Here is a 25,307-nt window from a genome sequence, read left to right on the forward strand (position 1 = left end):
GCTGTCGATCGTATTTTCGATCAACCCGGTTCTCGGTAAGCAGGGCCGGATCACCCTCGTACTCACGCGCGAAGATGACGTAATCACGGCCGAATACACGGATGTCGTCCTCGGCGAGGACGCCGATCGGGTATCCGCCGCGATCGACGAATTCCACACCAGGGCTGTGGATCCGTGGCTGGCCAGGTCGGGAGCTATTTTCACCGGCAGCGATGCGCCTGTGGACAGCGCGGCCGATGATCCGGGAGCTCGCCTGCAAGAACTGCGCATTCGTTTGGAATCGACACGGGCCGAACTCGCCGAGGCATTGGGCGGCGTGCTCACGGATCTGGTGCGAGCCGGGTGGGTGCGACAGGCGGTGACCATCGCTCAGGGGTGGATTCGGGGGCTGAGCGAGACAGGCTGGGCGGCGGTAGCTACAGCCCAGGAGATGGATCTTGTCATCGACTGGGTCGCACTGCGGCTTGCCGTGCTTCGGGACATCGAAGCCGCGAATGCGGCGCAGGCCGATCCGGTGACACAGCAGCAGCTCGCAGATTCAGGCGAGGAGTTGGATCGCAAATTGGCGAACCTACTAGGACTATCGGAACCTGGCCCGACAGCCCACGCATCCGCCGACAATTCACTGATAGAGCTACGCGCGCTCGCCGATGCGACGAGCAACCCGGACCTCCAGCGACTCGTCGATGCGATCGAGAACTTCCTGCTCGCCGACCACGCCGTCACTCGGCTCGAGAATGAGATGCGTGCCGGCAGCGAGCGCCGCCGCGGGCGAGCGGAAGCTACCGAAGCACCGGACGATGCCGCGTCCGAGCCAGACGAACCAACGCTGTCCGACACCGGTGTGGTCGACTCCGGCTCGTCGCCGCAGGCTCCTTTTTACGGTTGGGACGATACTGGTGGCTACATCGAATTCGAGTTCGACGATATTTGGATCATTCCCGTGTCTTCGTCCGACGGGAAGATTTCTGGCGCAGGATTTCCAGGGGACGAGCAAAATGCCGATGAGATCCGAGCGTGGGGCCTGACGGACAACAGGCCCGGAAACCGAGAATTTATACCCGTCTGGCCGGTGTCGGATGTGGCAACAAGAATGCCGGATATAGCTCCGACATCGCAGTGGGCTGAGGACCCGCAGCCCGAGAAAGCGCCGTACTTCGATGCGGATACGAATTCTGAGCCGATCGTCTTGTTCGCGCACGCAGAAGAAAACGGCTATCTGATCAATATCGAAGATCGGCAGACCGGGCAGCGTCGGGGAGTCCTCGTCGACGGAATCGTATTCGGCCGTATTGTGTGGTCGAGTGGTTACTTCCAAACCGCTTCCGCCCAACACCCGGGAAGTCAGTTGCTGCTGATCGGGTGCAGCGCGGCGGCCGGACACGCACATCGGTTGCTGTCGAACTATCTGCACGAACAAGGTTTCACAGGGGATGTCTGGGGCGGCCGAGACATCATGCTCACGAGTGATGAGGGGCATGTATGTATTCGGATCGAAGTGGCACCGGACGGCACCATGGTTCCGCCATTCGACGTTACGCGCGCTCCCGGATCTCCTCGGGAGGATGCCCCCGCAGAGTTGCCGCCGCAGCAGGCGGCACAGCCGCAGGTGCGTCCGCCCAGCCAGGTGGCTGAACCGTCAACCACCCCGGGCGGACTCCCACCCAATCCGCTACCCCCGGGGGTAGAACTCTTCCACCATGTCGACCCCAACCCTATCGACGCCCACTTCCCACACCGCCCACACGGCATCGGAGCGAACAAACAACGAAACCTCAACCAACACCTTCTCGAATTCCACCACCATGGCAACGGCGATGACCGATTGTGGAACGAACCACATCCGAAGGACGCTCGGGACACCAGCACCGACCCCGGCGCCGGCGAGGCATTGCTGGCGGTCGAAGCAGCGGCCAAGGCGGCTCTGGACGCAGCCGCCAATGGGGACGAGCGCCAGCTCAAACGGCTGCGACGGACCATCCGACAACTCGGCAACCCCGACTACGAGCAGTACCTCGAACTCCGTTTTCTGCAGGATCTGACGGTTGCCGACGCCACGGCCGCGATCAGCGCCAACCGTACGGCTGATGCTGCCAAGTCGCTACGGCGCCGCGCCGTCCACGCTCTCGCCGCGGTGCTCCCGGTGAGCCCGGCAGAGTTGCTGGACAGTCTCGACGCAGCAGCGCCGAACGCGACCCTGGTGGAGCTTGCCGACCGGATCAGTTGGCAGACCGCGCTGACCCAAACGTTACGGGCGGCGATCCTGTCGGGTCGGTTGGCCGCAGGCCGTTTGCTGCCTGTCGATGACGCATTGGCCAAGCACTTGGGCCTCTCGTCCAGAGACGTTGTCGATAGCGCGTATCGGCAGCTCTCCCGCGAGGGTTATGTGGTGGTCCACCGTGGAGGGGTCGGAACGAAGGTAGCGAGCCGCGATCAATGGCCTGGTACGCCGCCATCGGAGGTCGCTTCGCCGATTACTCCCGAAGAGATGCTGGGGATCTTCACGGAGGAGGCGCCGATGAGCGAGTTGTTGCAGGCAGCCGGGGGGAACTTGAAAGTGATGGTCTTGTCCGCGTTGCGCCGAGCGGTGCTCTCGGATCGTTTGGCCGGTCGGATTCTGCCTCGGGCAGAGCAACTCGGCGCCGCTATGTATATGTCGAGAGGCCCCGTGGAGAAGGCTTATCGTCAGTTGAGCGTGGAGGGGTATGTAGCCATCACTCCCGGGTTGGGAACGACGGTTAAAAGTCGGAACCGATGGTCGACCCCGCCTCCGGCGACGCCTCCCCGAGGGCATGGCCTGTCCGATCTCGACGTCGAAGTGCTCGAGCTGACCGCGGCAGGCCTGTCCGTCGGAGAGATCGCCGAGGCCGCCGGTGTCCCTCGGAGCAAGGTGAATTACAGCTTCGAACGTATTCGCGTCAAGCTCGGCCTCAGCGGTGATCGAGCGGAGATCGTGGCGGTAGCCAAGCAAAGACGGATCATCGGCGACCACGACCATCTCGAGGCGCGCAACGCTTCCGGTGAAGACCACAAGAGCCGTAGACCGCCGACCGATGTCGAACCGGAGGGCTCCACCAACAAGCGCGACGGCTCCGAACCACGGCATGTCACTAGGCACGTAGGCATGATCGGGCACGCAAGCGTCCCCCCCTGGAACGACATCGACGGCGCCGGTGCCGTCTCCGAGGGTGGCCTCTCGAATCTCGGAAAACCGCGCCAAGTGCGCAGACGGCTGCACGAGCTCAGCGAGACCCACATAGATGGGGGTGGTTGGGTCTCCGGAGGAGGGCGACAGCACGAGCAGGGTGACGGTGCCGTGTCTCCGGATTCGAACGATGGGTTCCGCTATTCCGGCCGGAACTATCTCGATCCCTACGAGGCCGCCGTTGCCGCGGTACGAGATCTGCCGACGGATCGGGGAGATCTGAACCCGGATCTCACCCTGGAATTCTTCCCGCTCTACGCACCCGATGGTCTGCGGACCGAGGAGGACTTGGAGGCGGTCGCGACGGCCGTGGGCGACCTGATGCACGAGCGTGGCTGGCGAGATCGGAGTCAGATCGAAGCCGCCTCCGAGCTGGTGCGCGTTGCGGGGCGCAACGCGATGACGTACATGGAGCGGTATACCCGCTCGCTGCAACGGTCCGGCGTCGAGTGGTATGAGGAACAGACCGCCGTGCAGGACATGAAGGCTCGGCTCACACTGCGGATGTCCACGCAGGCCGATGCTCGGTCGCTGTACGTGTCATTCGACGTGGACCAATACCGTCCCGAGCGATCTCCCGACATCGAGCTGTTCACGTGGCATGCGCCGCTGTTCAGCCATACCGAGGTCGGAACCGAGGTGCGGGAACTGCTCGACTCGGCCACCGTGTCGGGTGTCGAGCAGTGGGGTGAGGTCTGGGCTCGGTTCGACGAGCCGCGGTCGGAACCGCGCGGCGACAGCGTCGCGCCGCCGCCTCGGAGCGATCTCGAAGCGAAGGCCCGCATCGTTCGGAAACTGTACGACGACCACCATATCCGTTTCTCCGAGTGGGAAGATCCGGTCGTCACGGTGCAAGCCGTCGAATCCGTCGACCGTGCGCTGCGACACCTGATCGCGGAATACGGCGGCCGATTCGCACTGCGCGATTTCAGGTTCGACGAAGAAACCGAGGGCTTCGGCGTGACCCGAAGTTTCGGCACCACCACTCCTGACACCAGGGACTACTACGCGTCGATCAGGCTCAACAGAAGAATCTTCACCGATCCGGAATTCGCCCAGTCGTGGGCGGATCAAGTTGCCGACCACCGTTGGGCGGAGTCGGCCGAGGACATGATCTACCAGTTGACGCACCACGAGTTCATTCATGTCGTGGCGGACGAGGGTAACTGGACGCTCCATGACCTCGCACCGGCGATGCTGCGGGCGGCCTACGAGCTTTACCGTGGATTCGATCTGTTACCGGCCGAGGTCCAATTCACCGACTGGCTTGCCCTGCTACCTCATTACGCACTGCTGTCGTTCGTACACCCGCTCCTGGATATGTTCGATTCGGTCGAGGGTGTGGCCGAAGGAGCCAGGACCGGTGCGGTCGTATCGTCCTTGCCGTTGACCGATCCGGCACGAGTGCTGCATTGGCTGACGGTGACACGTGACGGATCGTCGCCGGCGGAGTTCTTGGCACGATGGGCACAGCGGCGAGCATCGGGCGAGCCGGACGTATCACTACTTTTGCAGGACTTCCGCGACCTCACCGGCCGGGACGATGTCGCGATACCAACCCGTCTCCGTCCTGAGCACACGACAGCCGACGTTCTGGCGGCCGCAACCGGCGGGCAGCTGCGCCGTTTCACGGATGTCGGGCAAATCGACGCCGAGTTGCGCGCCTCGAGGCAGTCGCCAGATGGTCGAGACGACGATCGCGGCGATGGTGTATCGGCGATTGTCATCGAGCCGGACGGCCGCGCCTACTTACTGGTGCGCCGCGTCGCCGAGGACGGCCCAGTCCGGATCGAGCTGCGCAATCCGGCCGAGGGCATCCTGTATGCCAATCACGTGCCACCGGCAGCATCGCCGGGATCGCCGGGTTTACAGGCCATCTTCTTCGACAAGTCCGGCGAGGGCTTGTCGTCCGTAGTGCCGCTAAGGGAAGTTGATGACGCGGAGCAGTTGGGCGCAGCCGAGAAGCTCGGTCCCGAAACGAACGAAACGACCCCAGTCCACGGGCGAGATGCGGCGAGGATCACTCCCGACCGGGATCTGGTTCAGCAGATACGGGGACGTCGCGACTCCGTTGCCGAGGAATTGTCGATCAATCCAGCAGAGCTTCAACCGGGCTCCCTGCGCATCGTCGAGCTGCGGGAAGAACTCAACGAGTTGCGGACCAAGCTGGCACCGCTGGCCGGCGTGCCGCGGTCGGAGCTGACCGACGAGCAGCGCGCCGACCGTCGGCGCGCGGCCCAACTCCACGACCTGATCGAGGCGACCACCACATATCACGAACTCGACACGCGAACAGCCGGGACGAATGCCGTCGAACCCGGCCAAGTGCGCGCACCAGTGGGACGGACGATCGTCGAGGATCTCGGGCTGCCCGCCGAGGTTGTCACAGCCGAGATCATCGGCGAGGACCCCACCGCTGCGCTACTGCCACAGGAACAGGTGCTGATCGAGGCGATCCAGTCGGATCCGGAGGGGGTGCGCGAACGCGAGATCGTGTACGGACGCACGTGCGCCCACCGGGCATTGGCGCGCCTGGGCGTGCCGGTCGAACCGGTGCTGCGCGCGGGGGGGAACGTGCCCGGCGGAATGCCTCTGTGGCAGCCCGGCATCGTGGGAAGTATCAGCCACACACTGGGCTTCACCCTCACCCAGAAAACCGGGTACTACGTGGCCGCGGTATCTCGACACCATCGATCGATCGGCATCGATGCCGCGCACAACGAGCCGATCTCCGATGTGCTGCGAAATCGCATCGCGCTGCCCGAGGAACAAGCTTGGCTGGGCCGCATCGGGACGCACCGCGGCGTTCACTGGGACCGAGTGCTGTTCTCCGCCAAGGAAAGCGTCTACAAGGCGTGGTACCCGCTCACCCACCGCGCACTGGACTTCGAAGACGCGCTGATCACGTTCGATCTCGATGAGGGCACCTTCATCGCACGGCTGCTCGTCGAGGACCGATCCACCCTCGACGGCCCGCCACTGACCGAATTCCACGGTCGATTCCTGGTCGACGGCGGCGTAATCCTCACCGGAATCGCTGTTCGGCAACCACTGCCGGATGCCGCGCCGCCTGCGCGGAAGCGCACCGAGCCACACGCGGACAGCGAGCCCGCAGCCGGTGAAACGACACGATCGGCGCAGGAAAGCAGCTCGGCCGCACCCGAGGTGGCTCTTTCAACCGATACGACCACCGAGACAACCGCGCAGCGTGGGACCACACATCCGACAGGAGGAATCACAGTCGCCGAGCCGCACGCCGACATGGCGTTCCATCACCCCGGACACAACCCCCTCGCCCCCGAACGCCACCGCGCCGCCGGCCTGAACCGGGCCGAATACATGCCGAACCAGCACCTGGGACATATCGACAACGACGAGATCCCCGGTGACCGCGTGCCGTGGGACGACCCGAAACGGCGGCACCGAGCGGAGCAGGCGACCGACCACGTAGACCCGGACAAGACACGTCGGCGCGCCCTGCGACCAGCCGACGCCGGCGCATCACCTCCCGACAACCAGGCACAAGATTCCCGCGCCCCGTCCGGTGAACAGTCCTCGGGTGGCCGCCCAGCCCTCCAGGCCGAGCCGGGGATGCCCGCTGGCGGCATCGACGGCGTGCTGCGGCAATTGAAGCAGGCCGTCACCGCGGCATACACGGATCTCGAAGGTGTTGAGGAGTCCGACCCTGTCGTCGAAGCGCTTTTCCAAGCGTCCAATGAGGACTTCGCAGCTCATTTCCATAGACTTCGGCCGGTCCAGCAAGCAGCCGTGGTCCTTCGATATCAGCAAGGCCGCTCGGAAACCGAGACAGCACACGTGCTGAACGCGGTTGCGGAGCCGACGAAGCCGCTCGGGGATGTCGCGACACGAACCTTGGTGTCCGGTGCGATACGGCGACTGGCCAGATCGATCGCCGCCGAGCGTGGCGTTCCGGACACAGACGACAAGCTGACCCCGAACGAGACCCAACTCTTCGAGCTGTTGGCTCAGGGGTTGACGGCCACAGAAATTGCGGAAACGGTCGGATGTTCTCCGAGAACCGCAATGGAGGTGATCGATGGGATTGTCACGAAATTCAGGGCAGAAAACAAAGCAGCGGCTGTAGCGGAGGCCACACGCAGAGGGTCTCTGAACATTCTCGATTTTCCCTTTACACAGAAGGATCCCATCGCACTATCGACCGACGACAGGACCGTCCTGATCCTGACGGCGAAAGGATTCACCGGCGCGGCGATCGCGAAGACGATGACGGCGTCGACGAGCCGAACGGTCTCCCCCGGGAACGTGAAGGGAATCATGGACCGAGTCGGCCGGGCTTTCGGAATTCGCGATCGAGCCGGAATTGTTTCGGTCGCGTTCCGGGAAGGAATCCTCGACGTCGATGGCTCCGAGTGGTCGCGGTGGGGTGATCCGAGCGGCGTCGAAACAACTTTATCCGAGCGCGAAGCAGCGGTCCTCGAATTACTGGCCAGAGGTATGACGAATGCGTCTGTTGCCGAGCATCTAGGGTTATCGCCCGGAGCCGTCGGAGCCTACCGACAGAAGGTGCACAGGAAGCTCGGAGCCTCGACTCGGGAAGCATTGATGGAAGCCGCCCGGCGTCGCGGCATGGACATCGCCGACCCGGAAGAGCCGAGCCCGCCCGAATTGTCCGAGCGTGAAGTCGATGTGCTCAGGCGGATTGCGATGGGCGCGGGATACGGCGAGATCGCAACGGAACTCGGAATAGCCAAGGGCACTGTACTGACCTATGTGCGGAGAATCCGCGGAAAGCTCGGCGTAGGTCCGGAGTCCGACCTGGTAGAGGCGGCACGGAACAACAGCATCGACTTGGATGTCGACCTTGCGACCTCCACTGCGGAGGCTGATCCCGCTTCCACCCGAGAAGAACCGGTAAGCCATACCTCACAACGACCGCATCCATCGCACGATGACGCCGGTCGAGTTGCGCCCAACGAACACAATTCGGGCCAGGTCGCTAACTCACGACTCGGCTCATCGAAGTCCAGCCCTCCAACATCCAGTGAGGAAAAGCGGTTCGTCCGGTGGGTGCGGCGGCGACTGGCGGACAAGTCCGGACAACCACGACAGAGCATGGCTCAGTACATGGAGATGCACCACCTGCTGCCGTCACAGGTGAACAGGTGGCTGGCACGCGCGGGGCTCGACCAGACAGCACTCGCCTCGGCGCCGAGTGGACAGTTCCCCCGCCCGGACAGCGATGATTCCACAACGTGGACGCACCGAGTGCGCGGATATCTCGGCGTGCCGCACCACGAGATGGACGAACTGATCGACGCCGCGTGGACCTGGAAAGCAGCAGAAGAGGGAAGCCGGCAGCTCAAGATCACTCATGTCCGAGCCCTCCTGCGCCGAGTACCCGGCGCGCGCGAGACCTACATGCAAGTGGCACAAATGTATCCCGCTTTGCTGACAGCAGATGGTGAACCGGCTTACCCGGAAGGCTATGCGCATATCGGCGAATACTTGGCGTTCTGCCGTAGATACCATAGTGAACGTATCAAGGATTTCTTCGAGTCCGCCCGCGATTTCCTTGGATTCGAGACATACACCAAGGCGGAAGTCGCACAATCGGCCGGAATTTCATCTTCTTACTACGATGATATCGAGAAGGGCCGAGACCGTCCGTCTGGAAATATCGCAAAAAAGCTGCTCGCCACAATACCTCCGCCTTACGGAGTCATCGAAGACGAAATTGCCGAATGCTATGCCCATCTGGCGAGGACGACTCTCAGATACCCGAACCCATCCGTCGCCGGATCATTCGGAGAGTACAGCCTCCACTTCCGCGCGGTCAATCACTTGTCCCAGGCGGAGACCGCGTCGATATTTGCGATCCGAGCCTACGCGCTGAGCGACTATGAGAACCAAATAGGAAGGAGTCGAGAGCTTCAGATATTGAAGGTCTACGATCACGTTTTACACCGTGCGGGACCTTGGAACGAGCTTGCCGAAGCGTGGGGATACGAATACCGGATGGATCCAGCAGGCGAAACAGACCCGGATCCGGCGGCCTACGATTCTGTGAACGATTGGCTCAAAGCACAGCGGCTGTACCGTCGAATGACTACAGCCGAATTCGATGCACAAGTTGGAGTAGCTAAGCTCGCATATTACCTGCGTGCAGATGGACACAGACCGCTCCTTACCTACTTGCGTAGAATCCGCGACAATCTGGGTATACCTCGAGACAGCATGAGAGCAGCCGTGCTGCGTTATTATCAGCGTCGCGATATTGTCGGCCACACCACCGACGACGACCTGATATGGAAGCACATCGAAGCCCCGGTCGGATCACAGGAGGAAGCGGCAGCTCGCGATCAGCTATTCGAAAAATATGCTTGGATCGCTGAAATCGCCGCCCGGCGATGGCGGAATGCCGGGGAGCACGAAGATCTCGTGCAACGCGGCAACGAGATGATTCTCTCTGCTATCCGCAACGCCACTCCCGGTACGAACATGCGCGCTCTGTCATTGGCGGATGCGCTTTTCTCCATGCGCAGAGCGTACGCCGAGTCCAGAGATCCGGATCATGACAAACAAACTGCCGAGATGCTCCGCGCGGTGTCCGCGTATATAAACCGGCATGTCGATGAGACCGGCCGGGAACCCGACAATTACGAGATTGAGCAGGCCACGAACCTGACCGCAGCCCAAGTTACCGAGGCGAGGACCTTGCTCGCGCGGCGGGTGCGGTCGTTGGACGAACCGATTGGTGATGAATCCGGAACAAGCCGACACGATGTCAGGGCGCATTCGGTTTTCACGAACGAGGACGGGCCCTCTTCTGCAGCCTATGACGTGGAATTCGAGGACACACTGGACAGTGCGTTGTCGGATCTCACCCAGCCCAACCTCACGAAGCAGATAGTGCTCCATCTGATGGAGGACCAGTCGCTCGATGACGTGGCCACTTCACTGGGGATCACAACCGACTACGCTGGACAGTTGCTCGACGAAGCCCGCGACAGGCTGCGCACGGCATTCGGCCGACCCGATGAGAAGAACGTCGTCAAGGGACGCTCGCCACAACCACCGGCCAACCCACACGCCGCCGATGTCCCTCACTCCTCGGAGGGCGCTGTGCACCCCGTCTGCGCGGTAGGTGCCTTCGCCGACGCCCGCGACCTGGGATTCGACGTCCAACAACCAGTCGGCGTGACAGGACCCGTGCCCCCAACAGCAGTAGCCTGGCTGGCCGGAGCCCACCACCAACGGTTCGACGGCGGATTCACCGAAATAGCCCAATTGCTCACCGAGCTGGGAGCCGGCGCCGGAATGCTCGTCAACGCCCGCCCAGTCGGCGAACCGATCGGACACCTCACGCTGTGGCACAACGACGGCGAACACATCTGGATCCACGACCGCCACGCACGACAACCCGAAACCGTCTACGACCCCGACAACCCACCCTTCACACCGGAGACCACACACGCGCTGCAACTGACCCGCCTCACTGGCACCAGCACCCTGGAATCACGACAACACCAACTGCAAGTTGGCAACCCCCACACCGACCCCGACCCCGCACGCGGGCGCGCCCTACGCCCAGCCGACGCCGGCGCGCTACCACCGGACAACGGAGGTGCACCGGCCGAGAGCGAGGCCGCTATGGCGGCCACGGTGTTGCAGCGACGCAACGGAAAACCGGTCGAGGTTGTGCTGGTGCTCAACGTGGCGGGCGGCTCGACCGACAGCGCTGCGGCGGCGCGAGATGAGGCGATGACTCACCTGGAGCGCGCAATTCGGCGGCGTCGCTTCGATCCGGAGAAGGCGGTGGCCGGCGCGATCGACGCGGCGCAGCGGTCGGTGGTCGTTGCGGAATCCGGGCTGGAATGCTCGCTTGCCCTCGCTCTAGTCGAAGAAGACCGGATCACCACCGGCGCGATCGGCGACAGCCAGGTGTTGTTCGTTCCCGCCGAACCCGACTCCCATTCACGCCCACTGACCCCGGTGCGTTCGGCGGTCGCCGAACCGGCCGTCCGCGGGGCCGGGCGACGGCACGGCGACGGCGCTGTCACTGTTCGCAACCACCGGATCCCCGAGCACGGCACGGTGGTTGCCGGTACGGAAGGGCTGGCCGGCACACTGCCGGACGCGATCGGCGCGATCGTCCGGCAGCGTGCTGGTGATCGGGCAGGCGCGGCGCGGGCATCGGTCGACCACGCCCGGGCCAACACAGAATTCGGCAACATCACCATCGCGCTGGCGCGGTATCCGGCTCGCCGCCCGGAATCGGCGTCCCGGAACGTGGCCCCGGAGACGCGATCGACCAATGGCGGCGACTCTGCCTTCGGACCGAAACACGGGCTGCGCGACCAGAATGGCCGACCGGTCGAGGAACTCGACGAACCCGAGCGTGCCGAGCGATTGGCCGGGCAAACCCGGTCCGCTGCGGGGGTCAGCAAGAGGGGCGCTTCCCACGACCGCAACGAGGACGCGATGATGGTCACCGAGTTCACCCGCCGCGGGAAGCGGGTTGTGGTTGCCGCGGTGTTCGACGGGGTGAGCGGAGCGCCGGATGGCCACCGCGCGGCGCAGGAGGCGGCGACCGAGCTCGGGGCGTATCTGGAAGAGCATTGGTCACGGGCGCGGTTCGGGCGCAGACTCACCCGGGAGGCGCTGTTGCAGGAAGCGCTGCATCATGTCCAGTCGAAGATGCAGGCTTTCGGCCGACAGCCGGAGTACGCCGACCACCCGGACAAGCCCCAGTGCACGGTCGCGGTCGTGATCGTGGAATCGGATCGGTTCACCATTGGGTGGGTCGGGGACAGTCGAGTGGGCTGGGCGTCCACGGACGGTCGGCATGCGATGTGGTTGACCGAGGACCACTCGTCCATCCGGATGTTCGCGACGGAGAGGGGAATAACCGAGCGCGTGGCGCTCGAGCGGAACCCGTGGCTGGAGGGTTACCGGCACGCAATCGAATACGCGCTCGGACGGGAGGGCCGCATCCCGGCGGGGCTCAACGAACACGCCGCGCCGGGGGAATACATCACGACCGTTCTGGTGTCGGAGGACATCGACGCGCCCGTGGTCGCCGAGGACGGCACGATAACCGTGCCGCGCGGCGGTGTCGCGGTGACAGTCACTGACGGCGCGGTGAAGACGATGCCGGGCCTCCAGACGCTCGGCGACGCCGTCAGCCGTCACGCCGGTAACCCCGGCGCGATCGCGTCCGAGGTGGTCGACCGGGCGGACGCCGAAGGAGAAGTCGACGACATCACCGTCGTCGTCGTGCGTGACCCACGGACCGCGGCTGACGAGGAACTGGTCCGGACCGCAATAGACCGCGTAGCGACGCAGTGGCCGACCGCCGCACGGGCGGCCGCGGTCGAGACGGCCGACCACCACCCGGTGATGACCGACCTTCCGGTTGCGACGCCTGATTCGCTCCGATCACCCAGTGCGGCGCGAGAAAGTCGCTCAGGTGCCGCCGGGTCGGCGCTGGATATTGCCGAGCGGAAAGCCTGGGACATCGGCACGGTGCCGCCACCGCGTGGGCAGAGGTTCGATCCCGGCCTTGTCCACGCGATGGGCCCACATCCGGAGGGATGGGCGGTCGGTGGACGTGGATCCCGACCCACTTCGAGTGAAAGCGCCGAGACCGCCGGTCCCGGGACACACGAGTCGGCATCTCGCTCGACCGGAAGCGTCGGGCAGGCCGGCGACGACTCGGTTGATCGAATCCTGGCGTCTGAAAACGGTGCCACAAGTCCTGCGCCTGAATCCAACGCGCACACGGCGCCGTCCCATCAACTCCAGGAACTCATCGCGCAGGATGTCGCCAACGGCCACGCCGAGCAGGCCACCCACCGCATTCAGGAAGTGTTCGGCGACCGCGTCGTTCAGCTGGCCGGCAGTGCACTCGGGAGCCGACATGCGCCTGAGATTCTCGAAGAGGTTGCCGGCAATGTGGTCGCCCATCTCGGCCAGATCGGTGATCGGAGTCTCGAGGAATGGGTCGTCCTCGTTGCCCGTAACGTCATTGCTGAGCATCGCCGGATCGCCGAAATGTGGTGGAGTGTCCGGCGTTTTCTGGTGCTCGGCGCGAGTCTCTCGGAGTCCGACCCGTTGATCGCGGCGTGGAACGAGGCGACCACCGCGGACATGCGACGGGAATTGAGTGCACTCCCCGCATATCACCGAGCCCCGCTGCGCCGGTTCCAGACCGCGCAGCGGACAACGACGGCCACACAGCTGCGTCTGCCCGGTGATCCCGCGAACGAGTCTCCGGTCCTGTGGGACGCGGCTCGCGCGTTGGGTATCGCCATCGCCGCCGGACAGGGCGTGCGCGCGACATTGCCGGTCGAGCCGACGCCTCGTCGAGCCCTGACCGATCGAGAACTCGAGGTGAACCGACTGCAGGCGGCGGGCCGGACAGTCGCTGAGATCGCAGAGAGTTTGCATATCGCCGCCTCGACTGTACGGGTTCTGCAGTCACGAATCCGGACCAAACTGCATCCCCGGCCCGGGGTGGACTCGCCTTCGCTCACGTCCCCGGAATCGCGTGAGGACGAGGCGACCGACACGAGCACTTCAGCCCCGGAGATTCGGATGCTGCCCGGTCGCGGTGGCCTCACCGGCTCGGAGATCACCGTGCTCACGCTGCTTTATCAAGGTCTGTCGCTCAGCGAGATCGCGACCGCACTCGGCATGGAACCACGGATGGTCACCTACCACCGAATAACAGCCGCCACGAGACTGGGTGTGAGCAAGTCGATTCCGACGGTGGTAGAGGCACGCCGTCGCGGACTGCTCAGCAGCGTCGTCACCGCCTCCGCGACACCGGATCTCTTCGGTCTCAACGCCAAGGACATGGAATTGCTCCGCCTGACAGCGGGGGGGTTGACGGATGAGCAGATCGCCGAAAGGCAGCAGATGACGGTACGCCGCATCAGCGAGCGCCGGGTAAGTCTGGGCGAGAAACTCGGAGTCCGCGGGAAGATTCCGAGCTTCATGAAAGCACTGCGCCTCGGACTACTCGACGGTGATGACCACGCGGTGGCGACCCCGAAGCGGGAAGCGCCGCCACAGCACGTCGAATCGCCCGAGGGGGTAAGGGGGGACGACGCAATCCCAGCGTCCGTCGAAACAGCGACCGACGGGGCTTTGATCCGACACGTACTGCCGGACGACATCCATGCGGTGGAAACGTTCGGCAACGAGCGCAGCTCCGTGTTGAGCGTATGGCTGAATGCCCAGCAGGCACTCCAGGCGCTCGGCTACGGCGACGAGCCGATTCGGACGGGAGACGATGGTTCAGCGCTCTGGCCAGGAGATCTCACCGGTGCCACCGCACGCACGCAGAAGTATGCCGCCGTGGCGCTCGGTCCCGCAGGAACGTACCGAGCGATCAGCCTGGACGCCAAAGACCACGCGACGGCTGAACTCCACCGGGATTCGGTCGTGGTCTCGGCCGAGGACAACGTCATCGACCTGTACCACCGGCTGACCGGGCAGCAGCTCGAGCACAACCAGGTGGAAATCACCCTTCATCCCGATACCGCCGACGCTCCGGCTGGGACGTTCGAAGCGCGGGTGACAACCGACGCGGCGTCCGACCCATCGCTGACCGCACTCTCGGGCCGCTTCCACCTCCAGCACGGCACCTTGGTCACCGCGATCACGCTGCGAAACGACGAAGGCGTCGAGGGCAGCGATCCAGAGGGCACGTCAGGCCCGCACGTGGGCCCAGGTGGGCACGCGTTCAGAAGGCCCGGTCGGGAAAAGACCGATTCCGGTCCCCACGAGACCGCATCGGGTCCCGCTCGATCGCCCGGCGACTCCAGCCCGAACGTGTTACCAGCGCTGGACCTCGTATCGGTGACGAGCTTGCAATTGATCGAACTGCTGGATAGTGGGCAGATCACCAGCGTGCAATTGACCCAGCTGTGTCTGGAACGCATAAAGGCGCTTTCGACATTGAATGCGGTGATCGGCATCAACCCCCGAGCACTCGAGGAGGCTGCCCGCGCAGACGAACTCCGGCGGACCGGCGCCGCGCACGGCCCACTGTTGGGGGTACCGGTCCTGATCAAGGGCAACATCGACATCGCGGGCATGCCGACCACCGCAGGCTCGGTGGCTCTGGCCGACTCCTACCCCGCCGCGGATGCCGCTCTGGTGACGCAATTGCGTGCGGCGGGCGCGGTTATCCTCGGCCACGGCAATCTCACCGAGCTCGGGACCTACCTGAGCAGCACGTTTCCTTACGGGTACAGCTCCTACGGCGGCCAGACCCTCAATCCGATCGACGCCTCGCTAGTACCGGGGGGTTCGAGCTCAGGACCTGCCGTCGGTGTCGCGGCCGGGATTGCACCGCTCGCCGTAGGCACCCAAACATCCGGGTCGATAACGACTCCGTGCAACTGGAACTCGATTGTCGGGCTCAAACCCACTGTTAGTGCTGTGCCTCGCACGGGCGTCGTACCCACGGCCGCTACCCGGGACACCCCAGGGGCGATCAGTCCGGACGTCACCGGAGCCGCGATGTTGTTGACGGCGCTCGTCGGCGTCGATCCACAAGACCCTGCGACCGCGAGCAATCCCTTGGTGGGCCACGATTTCACCGCGGATCTGGATCCGGAAGCCCTCCACGGTGCCCGGATCGGCGTGATGACGGTAGGGATCGAATCGGAGGGTTCCATAAAGCGCCCCTTGTGGGATGCGGCGCTGGATACGCTGAAGGCCCAGGGCGCCACCCTGGTCACCGTCGATCTCGACACCTCACACAGCTTCCAAGACAACGACCCGCCCTGGTCGAGTGTTTTCACCTACGAATTCAAGCGCGACCTGAACGCATACCTTTCGCGGCTGCCCGCAAACGCCCCGATGAAGAACCTGGCCGACATCATCGCCTACAACAACGCCCACGCCGACAAAGCGCTGAAGTACGGCCAAGACCTCGCCCTCGCCGCGCAGGCGATAGACCTCGACCCGGGCAGCATCGACACGGCGAAATACCACGCAGACCTCCAGTTGGACCTCGCCGAAAGCAAAACCCGGATCGACGCGGTGATGGCCGAGCACAAACTCACCGCACTGGTATCCGTCTACGAGTACGGAACGATCATGGGCGACAAGGCCGGATACCCAGCCATCATCGTCCCAGCAGGCCGCACCCCGGCCGACCACGACCATCCAGCGGGCGAGCATGTCAACATAACCTTCCGGGCCGCGGCATGGAGCGAACCCACGCTGATCGGCTACGCCTACGCATTCGAGCAAGCCCACGCGGTGCAACGGCCGCGGCCCCAGTTCGCGGATCAGCTGTACCTCCGGGCGACGGCCGAGAATAAGGGGACGACGGTGGCCACCGAAGGTGTCACCGATTCCGATGACCGGCAACGATCCGCAACGGTTGACGGTGAAGCGGATGCGGGGCGGGTACCCGCGGCGGCCGATGGTACCGACGCCCCGATGCGCAGACCTGCCGCTGCCCGGCGCGTCGGCCTGATCGGCGGCGTCCCCGACCTCGTCGATCCCTTCGACGACCGGGGCAAGCCATGGGACCGTGGCGGCCCGGTCTCCAAGCACAAGCGAATAAATAGGCTGGTGGAACCCCACGCGGACGGCGGTGGATTCGCCCGCGGTGGGACGCGGGACGATCCGACAACGAACGAACCCGCTACCCCACCCGAAACCGCGGAACGTCCCGGATGGCGACCATTGCGCATGCGGGACGAGGTCGAACTGGGGCGCCGGCTGTACCAGCGGCCGGAGACCAGGGAGGTGACTGTCGCAGTGCTGGACCGGCTACGAAAGCTGTTGAGCGCCCTGCATCCCGAGGCCACGCCGGAGGAAATCGACGCCGCTTTCTACGCACCGGAGAACAAGCTGTGGGGCGGCATGGTCGAGCGTTCGGTGTCCTTGGCGGAACTTCGCCGCGACGGCAATCCCCGTGAGTTGATGTCGGCCGTGCTCAACGCGATGATCCGGAACGCGCAGCTGGGCGATGCCGCCGCTGGCACGACGCTGGACGAGGGTCTGGCGAAACTGGTGAATCGGCCGGATTGGGTGGAGAAGGCAGGCGAACTGGGACTGGACGTCGCCGCGCTGCGCGACGTCCGAGCATCGATCCTGCGAAACGATCCGACGGTCACGGCGGCCGAGTTGCGCGACGTGAGACATGCCGTGCTCGACAGCGCCGCGGCACGCGAGGCGTTCGCGGAATACGAGGGCAGGGTCGAGGCGAGCAAGAACCGTACGCCCGACATGATGCTGCGCAGACACCTGACGGTGCAGGACTGGGCGCTGCTCGGCATGCCCCTGTCACAACGCGAACTCGAGGCGATCCCCGACGAACTGCATGCCTTGCGCATCGATCGGCTCGACCTCGACGCGAGTCTTCCCCGTCGCCGAGGCCGGGTCGATGTGGTGAAGCTGGAAACTACCATGCGGGCCGAGGACGACACGGTCAGTCACGTACTCCCGCTCTACCGCTACGACGAGAACGGTCGCCGCGTCCGCGATGACGCCGGGGACGCAGTAGTCGAGGCTGTGCTCGTCTACCGCGACGAAGGAGTGGTGGACGCGGCGACAGCACTGGCGCTGGATCCCGATCGCTATGCCGTTCCACTGACCTGGCGCCCCGGCGTGGCACTTGTCGAATTCGAACCCGGCAGCCCATGGTTCCGCGAAGTCGCTGTCGAGCGAGGCATCCCGCTGGCAGCTGGCATTTCGGGCAGTGCGGCCCGCTTGATGTCGCGCTTCACCTGGCTGGGGCTGCCGGAAGAGTGGGAGGGAGCGTTCCGTGGCGCTGTGGCAGCGTTCATGATCCCGCACCACCACACGTTGTACGAAACCGAGTTGGGCATGCGGATGGTCGGCCAGGGAATGGTGGACGAGTCCGTTTTCCCCACTCGCGACGGCGATCCAGAGGATCTCTTCCGAGCCGCACGCGAGTTGCCGCAAACTTCCACGCCCATGTCACCGGACGACGCCACAGACCAGACGCCCGACGACGAGCGAGGCCACAGACCGGACGACGTTCTCGCTTTGCGAGGTGAGGTACCCGGTTTCAAAGCGGAAGCCGGTTTCGGTCTCGATGTACCCGAGCGAAAGAAATGGGATAACGAGGGCGCCGTCCCGCCGCCGCGCGGGCAGCGGTTCGACTTCGGCATGCTGCACGCGGTCGATCCGAGCGTGGGGCTGGATGGGCATGCGTTCGAGAGGCCCGGTCGGGAACACACCGATTCGGCAGTTCACGAGACAGAATCCGGCGCCGTCGGCAGCACCGGACAGTCAGGTGCATACGCGGCTACAAGCAACGGCATTCGTATTACTCCCGCCGGCCTGATAGTGCCCGCCGACCCCACCCGCAACTTGATCGTGCCCGACGTGCACGTGTTGCCCGCCGATCCATCGCTGGAAGAACTCATGGAGCGGTTGCGTCCGTGGAAGGAGATCTTCTGGTACTTCTGGGAATTCCCGCTGCCTCGCGAGGGTGAGCTGTCCGGCCGGAAGTGGATCGAAAGCGCCGAGCGAAAAGCTTGGATGCGGCGGCGGGCGATCCGACGGACTCCGCTCTACGCGGGGGTCGACGCAGCCGTACGGTTGACACTCGGAGCCGAGAGATTGCTGAACGCGCCCCATGCGACTTCCGGACCGGCGACGCTCCAGCAACGACGCGTCATTCCGGGCAGGGGGGAAATCGATGCCTTGAAGAAGCGGACCATGCGGGTTGACGCGCAGGAACGCGAGTCGAATCGCGCCGATGTGAAGGAGATGACGGCTTTCGAGAAATTCTGGCGGGGAGTGTCCGGGGATGAGCTGCCCCAGACCAAGCAAATTCGCCAGGGAGATATGGCCTACGTCGGGGGACGCCTACTACGCGCGGAGGGGCACAACTTCATGGTGGCGGGGCGTTATGCCGAAGACTACAACCTTATGGTGGCGGACCGCGACCCCGTCCTCACTCCGGAAGAGTACGCATTGTGGCTGATGTTCAGCCACGACGCCCTGTGGACTGTGCACTATCCCGGTTGCCGGGAGCTGGAACCGCAGTCCCCCGAGTTCCTGCTCACGCGCTATCTGACCGTTGCCATATTCGACAAGATCGCCTCCAAGCCGCTCGAGGTGCAGTACTTGAATGAGGTCGTCCGTCCGTACTTGCGCCGTCAGGGTCTAGCAGCCGGCCGGGTCTTGCTCCACGAACTCTCCCATCACGCGAGGAACTCATGCCGATCCACAGTCGAGCAACTCGGCATGTGGGCACTCATAGGCATGGGCCGGAAGGTCGGGGCCGAGGTCGAGGAGCACCTGGAGAACTGTGCGGCCTGCCGGAACTCCGCTGCGGCTCTCCCGGGGGTGGACAGTAGCCTGGGCGGCCGCAAGCTGATCGTTCCGCCCGGCCCCGCCGGTGACGGCTCCAGCGCGCACCGCCTTGCTTCACAGCACTCCACCGCGCCCGATCCTCGCGATCGCGAGCCAGAAACACCGATCGCGGAACGAGGTGCGGCGGTCGACCCCAGCCCGGAGGCCACCCAACGGATCGAAAACCTACAGGCGCGGATGGCCGAAATGAACGGGATCACCGTGCAACGCCATCGGGAGGGCAAGGCGGTCAGCGCGGATCGGTTGAATCGGGCGTACAACAAGATCGAGGCTGAACTCGCCCGTCTCAGCACTACCGGCACAGTGATCGACGACGTGCCGGTGGTCGCCGGCCCGGACCACCGACTAGCGATGGACTCGGTCTTCCATCCGCAACGCGCCTACCAACGGGCCTACCGTGACGCCATGAACAGGCTGCTCGGCTATCCCCTCGTCCGCGCGACCTTGGCACCAGCCGAAGCCCAAGACCTGCTGGCCGAGATTCGACGGTCGATCGACCGCGTCGCCGAGCTTGCCGCTGACGCAGGCCGCGCGGAAGAAGTAGGGGAGATCGAACTCCTCATAACAATTTTCGAATGGACCGAGCAAGCCGACTCAGGCGGTCGACTGCTCCTCCCCGAGAGCGAACAGGCAGAGCAGCGGGGTGCCGCCGCTCCCGAAAGAACGGCGACACAACTGCTCGATTCCGCCGACAGTGACACAGGCGCGGCCACCGAGATCGCTCCGGCGAACTCGATGCGAGCCATTTCCGTTGGACCGGATCACGACTCGATCGAGGCGCGGCGCGAGCGGACCCGTCATGGAGGCCACCGAGCAGCACTGCCGGATGAGACAGTACGAGCGGTTCCCGAGCCCGATGAAACTGCCGACTTGGGCCGTGTTTCGAAGCTCTACGCCGCCCGGATGCCGGACGGCAGGACTGTTCATTTCCGCCTATTGGGCCATCCATACGGCTACCCGGTCCTACTCTCGCCCGGCACACCGGTCGGAATCGATGGTCCGCTGCCGGATCATCACCAACTGTACGATCGCGGATTCACGGTAATCGTCGTGGAAAGACCCGGTTACGGCGACTCGGATCCGCTGCCTGGGCGCACCGTGGCCGATTGCGCCCGCGACATCATTCACATCGCGACCGAGCTATTCGCGTTCGAACGCTATTCCGTGCTCGGCCGATCCGGCGGTGGATCGGTGGCCATCGCGGTCGGCGCGCTCGACCCCGACCACGTCGACCGGGTCGTCTCCCTTGTGGGCACCGCTCCGCGGCTAGACGATATGGGTGAGTGGATGGCAGCTATGGCCGAGGAGAACCAGCGGATCTATGCCAGGCCCGACACCGAAGCCATGGCCGCGACGCTCACCCACATGGCCGAGAACATCGCGCGGGACGGGGAGTGGTTGCTCCGCTACAACCAGAATGCCTTCACCACGATGGACCACATGTGGGTGGGCACACACCGCGATGAGCTCGCACGCGGCTATCAACGCGCGTTGCGCAACTACCTGCAAGCATGGGCCGACGACGCCATTCAGCTGACCGGCCACTGGGGAATCCGGTTCGACCGGTACCGCGTCCCGGTAGACATCGTGCACGGCACCTCGGACCAATTCTCACCTGTCGACCACAGCCATAACAACGCCAGGTTGATCCCGACATCAAAGCTGTATCTCTTCCGCGGCGTCTCCCACATGATGGGCATGGACGCGCTGCCCGTCATCGCGAGCCACTTCCGTGCCGAACGAGACGCGTGGGCGAAAAAAGCCTTCCGGCAGGACGAACAGCGGATACAAGCGATCCGGCGCGCCGAATCCGACCCACTGCCATTTCCGAAGTGGATGTACTGGGCACGCGGCCGATGGGACTCGGTACCGGACTACGAGCTGGATCTTCCGCCACAGCGTGCCCGTGGTCTCGATGGGCTGGGTTTCGATCCGCCATCCCCAGTTCCGAATCCATTCAGCGGAGTGGCGCGCGGAGTGCCCCACGGTGCGGTCGCGCATGCCGCCGACCCGAACCGCCGAGAGGACGGCGCATTCGCGGTGAGCCCTCACGCCCCGGCACCATCGGTCGCAGCGCAGTCCAGGGATGAGAAATTGCCTGTCGAAGATGCGAACACCACTCCTAAGGCCGAAGACCTTTTCGCGCCCCTGGTCGATCAGCGAGACGTGGCATACGACCCGAGGATTGCCCGGCATGCGCAAGCGCTCGGTCCCGGCACACATGCGCCATTCGATCCGGCTGCGGTGCTGGATCTTCCGCCGCACCGTGCCCGTGGTCTGGATGGGCTGGGTTTCGGTCCGCCATCCGCAGTGGCCGATCCATTCAGCGGAGTGCCGCGCGGTCTGCCCGACGGAGTGGTGGCACATGCCGCCGGCCCGAACCGCCCAGAGGACGGCGCCTTCACTGGAACCGATCACACCCCGGCGCCGGCGGTCACAGCGCAGTCCGGGAATCACCCTGCATCCGAGGACCGCACTGGTGCCCCCGGCGACGACAACCCTGCGCCCGAAGCACAAGCCGGGGAACGCAATACCGAGGCAGGAACACCCGATGTCGCCACCAACCGCGGTGCGACCGAAGACGATGGCGACTTCGACGAACCGATATTGGTGGTTCAGGCCGACGTGCTCCTGAACGAGCATCCTGCCCTGCGGAACCGGCGTTCTGCCCAGGAGTACCGACACCTCGGTGGTGACGATGGCGAAGTGATGCCGCCCGAGGTGGCGCGCGGGTTGCGGGAGTACGGGGTACGGTACGGCGAAAAGCGTTCGGGAACCCAGAAAGACGTCTACCTGATCGGCGACTTCGCGGTGCTGATACCCAAACGATCACGCAATTCGCTGGACTACGTGCTCTGGCCGAAGGAGTACGAGGTCCTGCAGGCGGTCGCGGAAGCCAAACCGAGCACCGAAGAACTGCTGCTACCTCGGGTGTTGTATGTGGAGTCGGACGCCGACGGCAGCGTCTTGTGGGAAGTTCAACCGCGCAGCGATGGCATGCCCGTGAACTCCCTCAACGACAGACGAATAATTGAGACATTGGGCGCGATGGGCAAGCAGTTCGAACGAGTGCGGCTGCAGCGTGATTCTGAACCACGACGCAAAGGCCACCTGCGGGTTCCCGAGGATTACCCGACAAATGCACTGGAATACTTCTTGATGAGGAAGGAACACCTGGAAGAAGTATATCAACGTCACCGCACTCTCGAGCCGTATCAGACCATGTTCCGCAAACTGGGATTCCCTGATTTTCTTACTCACAACATGGAGAGATACGCCGCTGATATTCGGGCTCAGCCCCTTCTCCCCCGCCACGCCGATGTGACCAAGGACAATGTTTTGGAGACGGCCACGGGGTACCAGATAGTAGACGTCGGCTTGGCGCATCCTGCGCCTGCTGATTACGAGGGCACCGTTCTCAAGCATCGCAATCCCGGCGCAGATCGGGGGGATCCAGTTAAGAGATATGAAATACCCTGGCTGGTTCTACTCGACACTGCACGAGTCCTGCACGATACGATCCGCCTCGTGGACCTGCTGACCACGCCCGATCCCGAACGCAGCAAAATAACCAAGCTGGTCGAGAGTATTGCTTTCGCACTCGGTCGCCCACACGATAATTGGTACGGCTCTACAAAACCGGTGCCAACCTATTTCGATGTAATCAATATCGCCGACCAGCTGCGCACCCAACTACATTCCAGCACGACACCGGACGCACTGCAGGTATCCGATGGATGCCAATCCACCGACACCGACATCGACATCGAAGAGCCTCTTTACGTGATCGAGGAACCTCTTTATGTCGAAGAACCTCTCTATGTGACAACGGATCCCGAGGAGCCGACTTATGTAGTAACCGCTTTACCAACTGAGCCGGAAGAACATGAGACCGCACAGGTACCCACGGCAGCGAGCGCCTCGAAGTCGACCGAGGCTTTCCATGGAACACCTTTCGCGCGCATCTACGCCGAGCGGTACGACCTGGTTTCACGGCTCGAGCGAGATGGGTGGCCACCGTCACACAGGGGGAACGCCGGATCAGCTCTCGCTACTTTGTTCAGCCAGGTTTTCAGCCGCCCACACCTCGATCCCGCCGCAGTCGACTCCGACACAGTCACCTCAGACGTCACCGTCTCCGGAGATCCCGGCGCACGGCGGTTGCGAGTCGCGATCACCGACCGCCGGGCCCCGAGGTCCGAGGCCGCAGGAGCTCTGTTCCCACTGTTCGAGGAGTGGTTTCTGGGGGTCGAGTTGCTGGATCCGCTAACCCACGCGCATGACATCGAACACCACGCCGACGGCGCCAAAACGTTTTGGTTTGTCATCGACGAATCCCAACCGTCTGTCGTTCCTCCCGGTCTCAGGGTTGTGAATGACGACGCGAACATCCCGGAAACGTCGGTGTGGAGCAGCCCGGCAGCGCCTTCTCCAGACAGCGCATGGTCGATCACCGACGGCGCGGGCGACGACCATCCTGGACTGGCGGATAAACGGCCGGCCGGGGAATACACCTACCTCGGGGAGCCTCGCGAGACTCGGGAAGCTCGCGGTGCCATTGTGATGTCCGACGATGTGGCGAGGGCGCTGCGGGAGACGTCGGCACGGCATGGAATACGTCGGCACGGGAACAACAACAACGTCGATCTGTGGCGGGATATCGCTGTCTCCAGCCCCCGCCTTCACGGCCCCGACTACACCCAGATCGACATGGAGATTTGGCCAGGCCAACAACATCTGATCCTCGGAGCGGTCGGCCGGTACATCGACCAGGTGTCCCGGGCACCCAAGATCCCCAGGGTGCTGTATGTGGCCGATTCCCCCGATATCGCCGAACGCTTCACCGTACTCACCCGTTTGAGACTCGGACGGCGGGTGGACATTCTGCAAACTGCGGGACCCAAGGCCGCGCTGCGAGGACTCGAGCAGGTATTCGAGCAAGTGCCGCTGGAGTCGCTTCCGCCGCTGCCACCGGACTGGCCGGCATCGGGGGACTCCGCAGGCTTCCTGTACACCGTTCTCGGCCACACCGAGCGGCACTTCCAGAAAAGCAAGCGGGACCCGTTATTCGCCTGGGTGGCAGACAATTTGGGTTTTCCCGCGTCGCTGTACGACGGTCTGGAGGGACATATCGCATCGGTGCGGCCCCAGCGGTTCCGTCTGTTGCACGGTGATCTGTGGGGAAACTTCTTCGTCGACGGCGAAGGTCCCGAAGTCACCCGAGGCGACGAGGAGAAGTACGCGGTCCTGGATTTTGGTTCCGCAACCTTCGGACCGCCCGATTACGAAGAATCACTCATCGTGCACCGCGGCGCTCCCGCCCCTTATTTTCCGGCTATCCGGGCGGTTCCCCGGCACCTGCGGGGATACACCGCGGTGAACGCCGCAGAGCGCGCCGAACACGACCTCACTCGCCTGATCCAATACCGTCGGCTGACCGGCGGGCCGCCGGACAACCGGGCGGTCGAACTCGCCCACTACGTCAACAGCGCGCTCGGCACCCTACAGTCGGCGGTGTCGCCCGCGTGGCGGCCTGCACCGCTCGGTGTCCCCAGAATCCTTCAGTTGGTGTACGAAGCCTCCGAGTGATGGGAGGACCTGATTCGCTACCGCAGGCGGCTTGGATAATCTGCGCCAGTCGGCCGTACGGGCGACTGGTCCGGCCGAACGCTGGGACGCCACCAGAGTTGCTGCGTTGACCACAGGAGCCTGGCGTCAAGACTGACCACTCTGAAGGAATTGG

General features: G+C 64.1%; 1 protein-coding gene (running past one end of the window). It reads left to right on the forward strand.

What is annotated here, in order from left to right:
* Positions 1 to 25,153, forward strand: the 3' portion of a protein-coding gene (locus GVY39_RS08970; protein WP_159922281.1) for an alpha/beta fold hydrolase. Its footprint begins 18,098 nt before the window's first position; only the last 25,153 of its 43,251 coding nucleotides appear in the window; the start codon falls outside the window, past its left edge; it ends in the stop codon at positions 25,151 to 25,153.
* The last annotated feature ends 154 nt before the right edge of the window (positions 25,154 to 25,307 follow it).

The sequence above is a fragment of the Nocardia sp. CY15 genome, assembly GCF_009829295.1.
Lineage (GTDB): Bacteria > Actinomycetota > Actinomycetes > Mycobacteriales > Mycobacteriaceae > Nocardia > Nocardia sputi.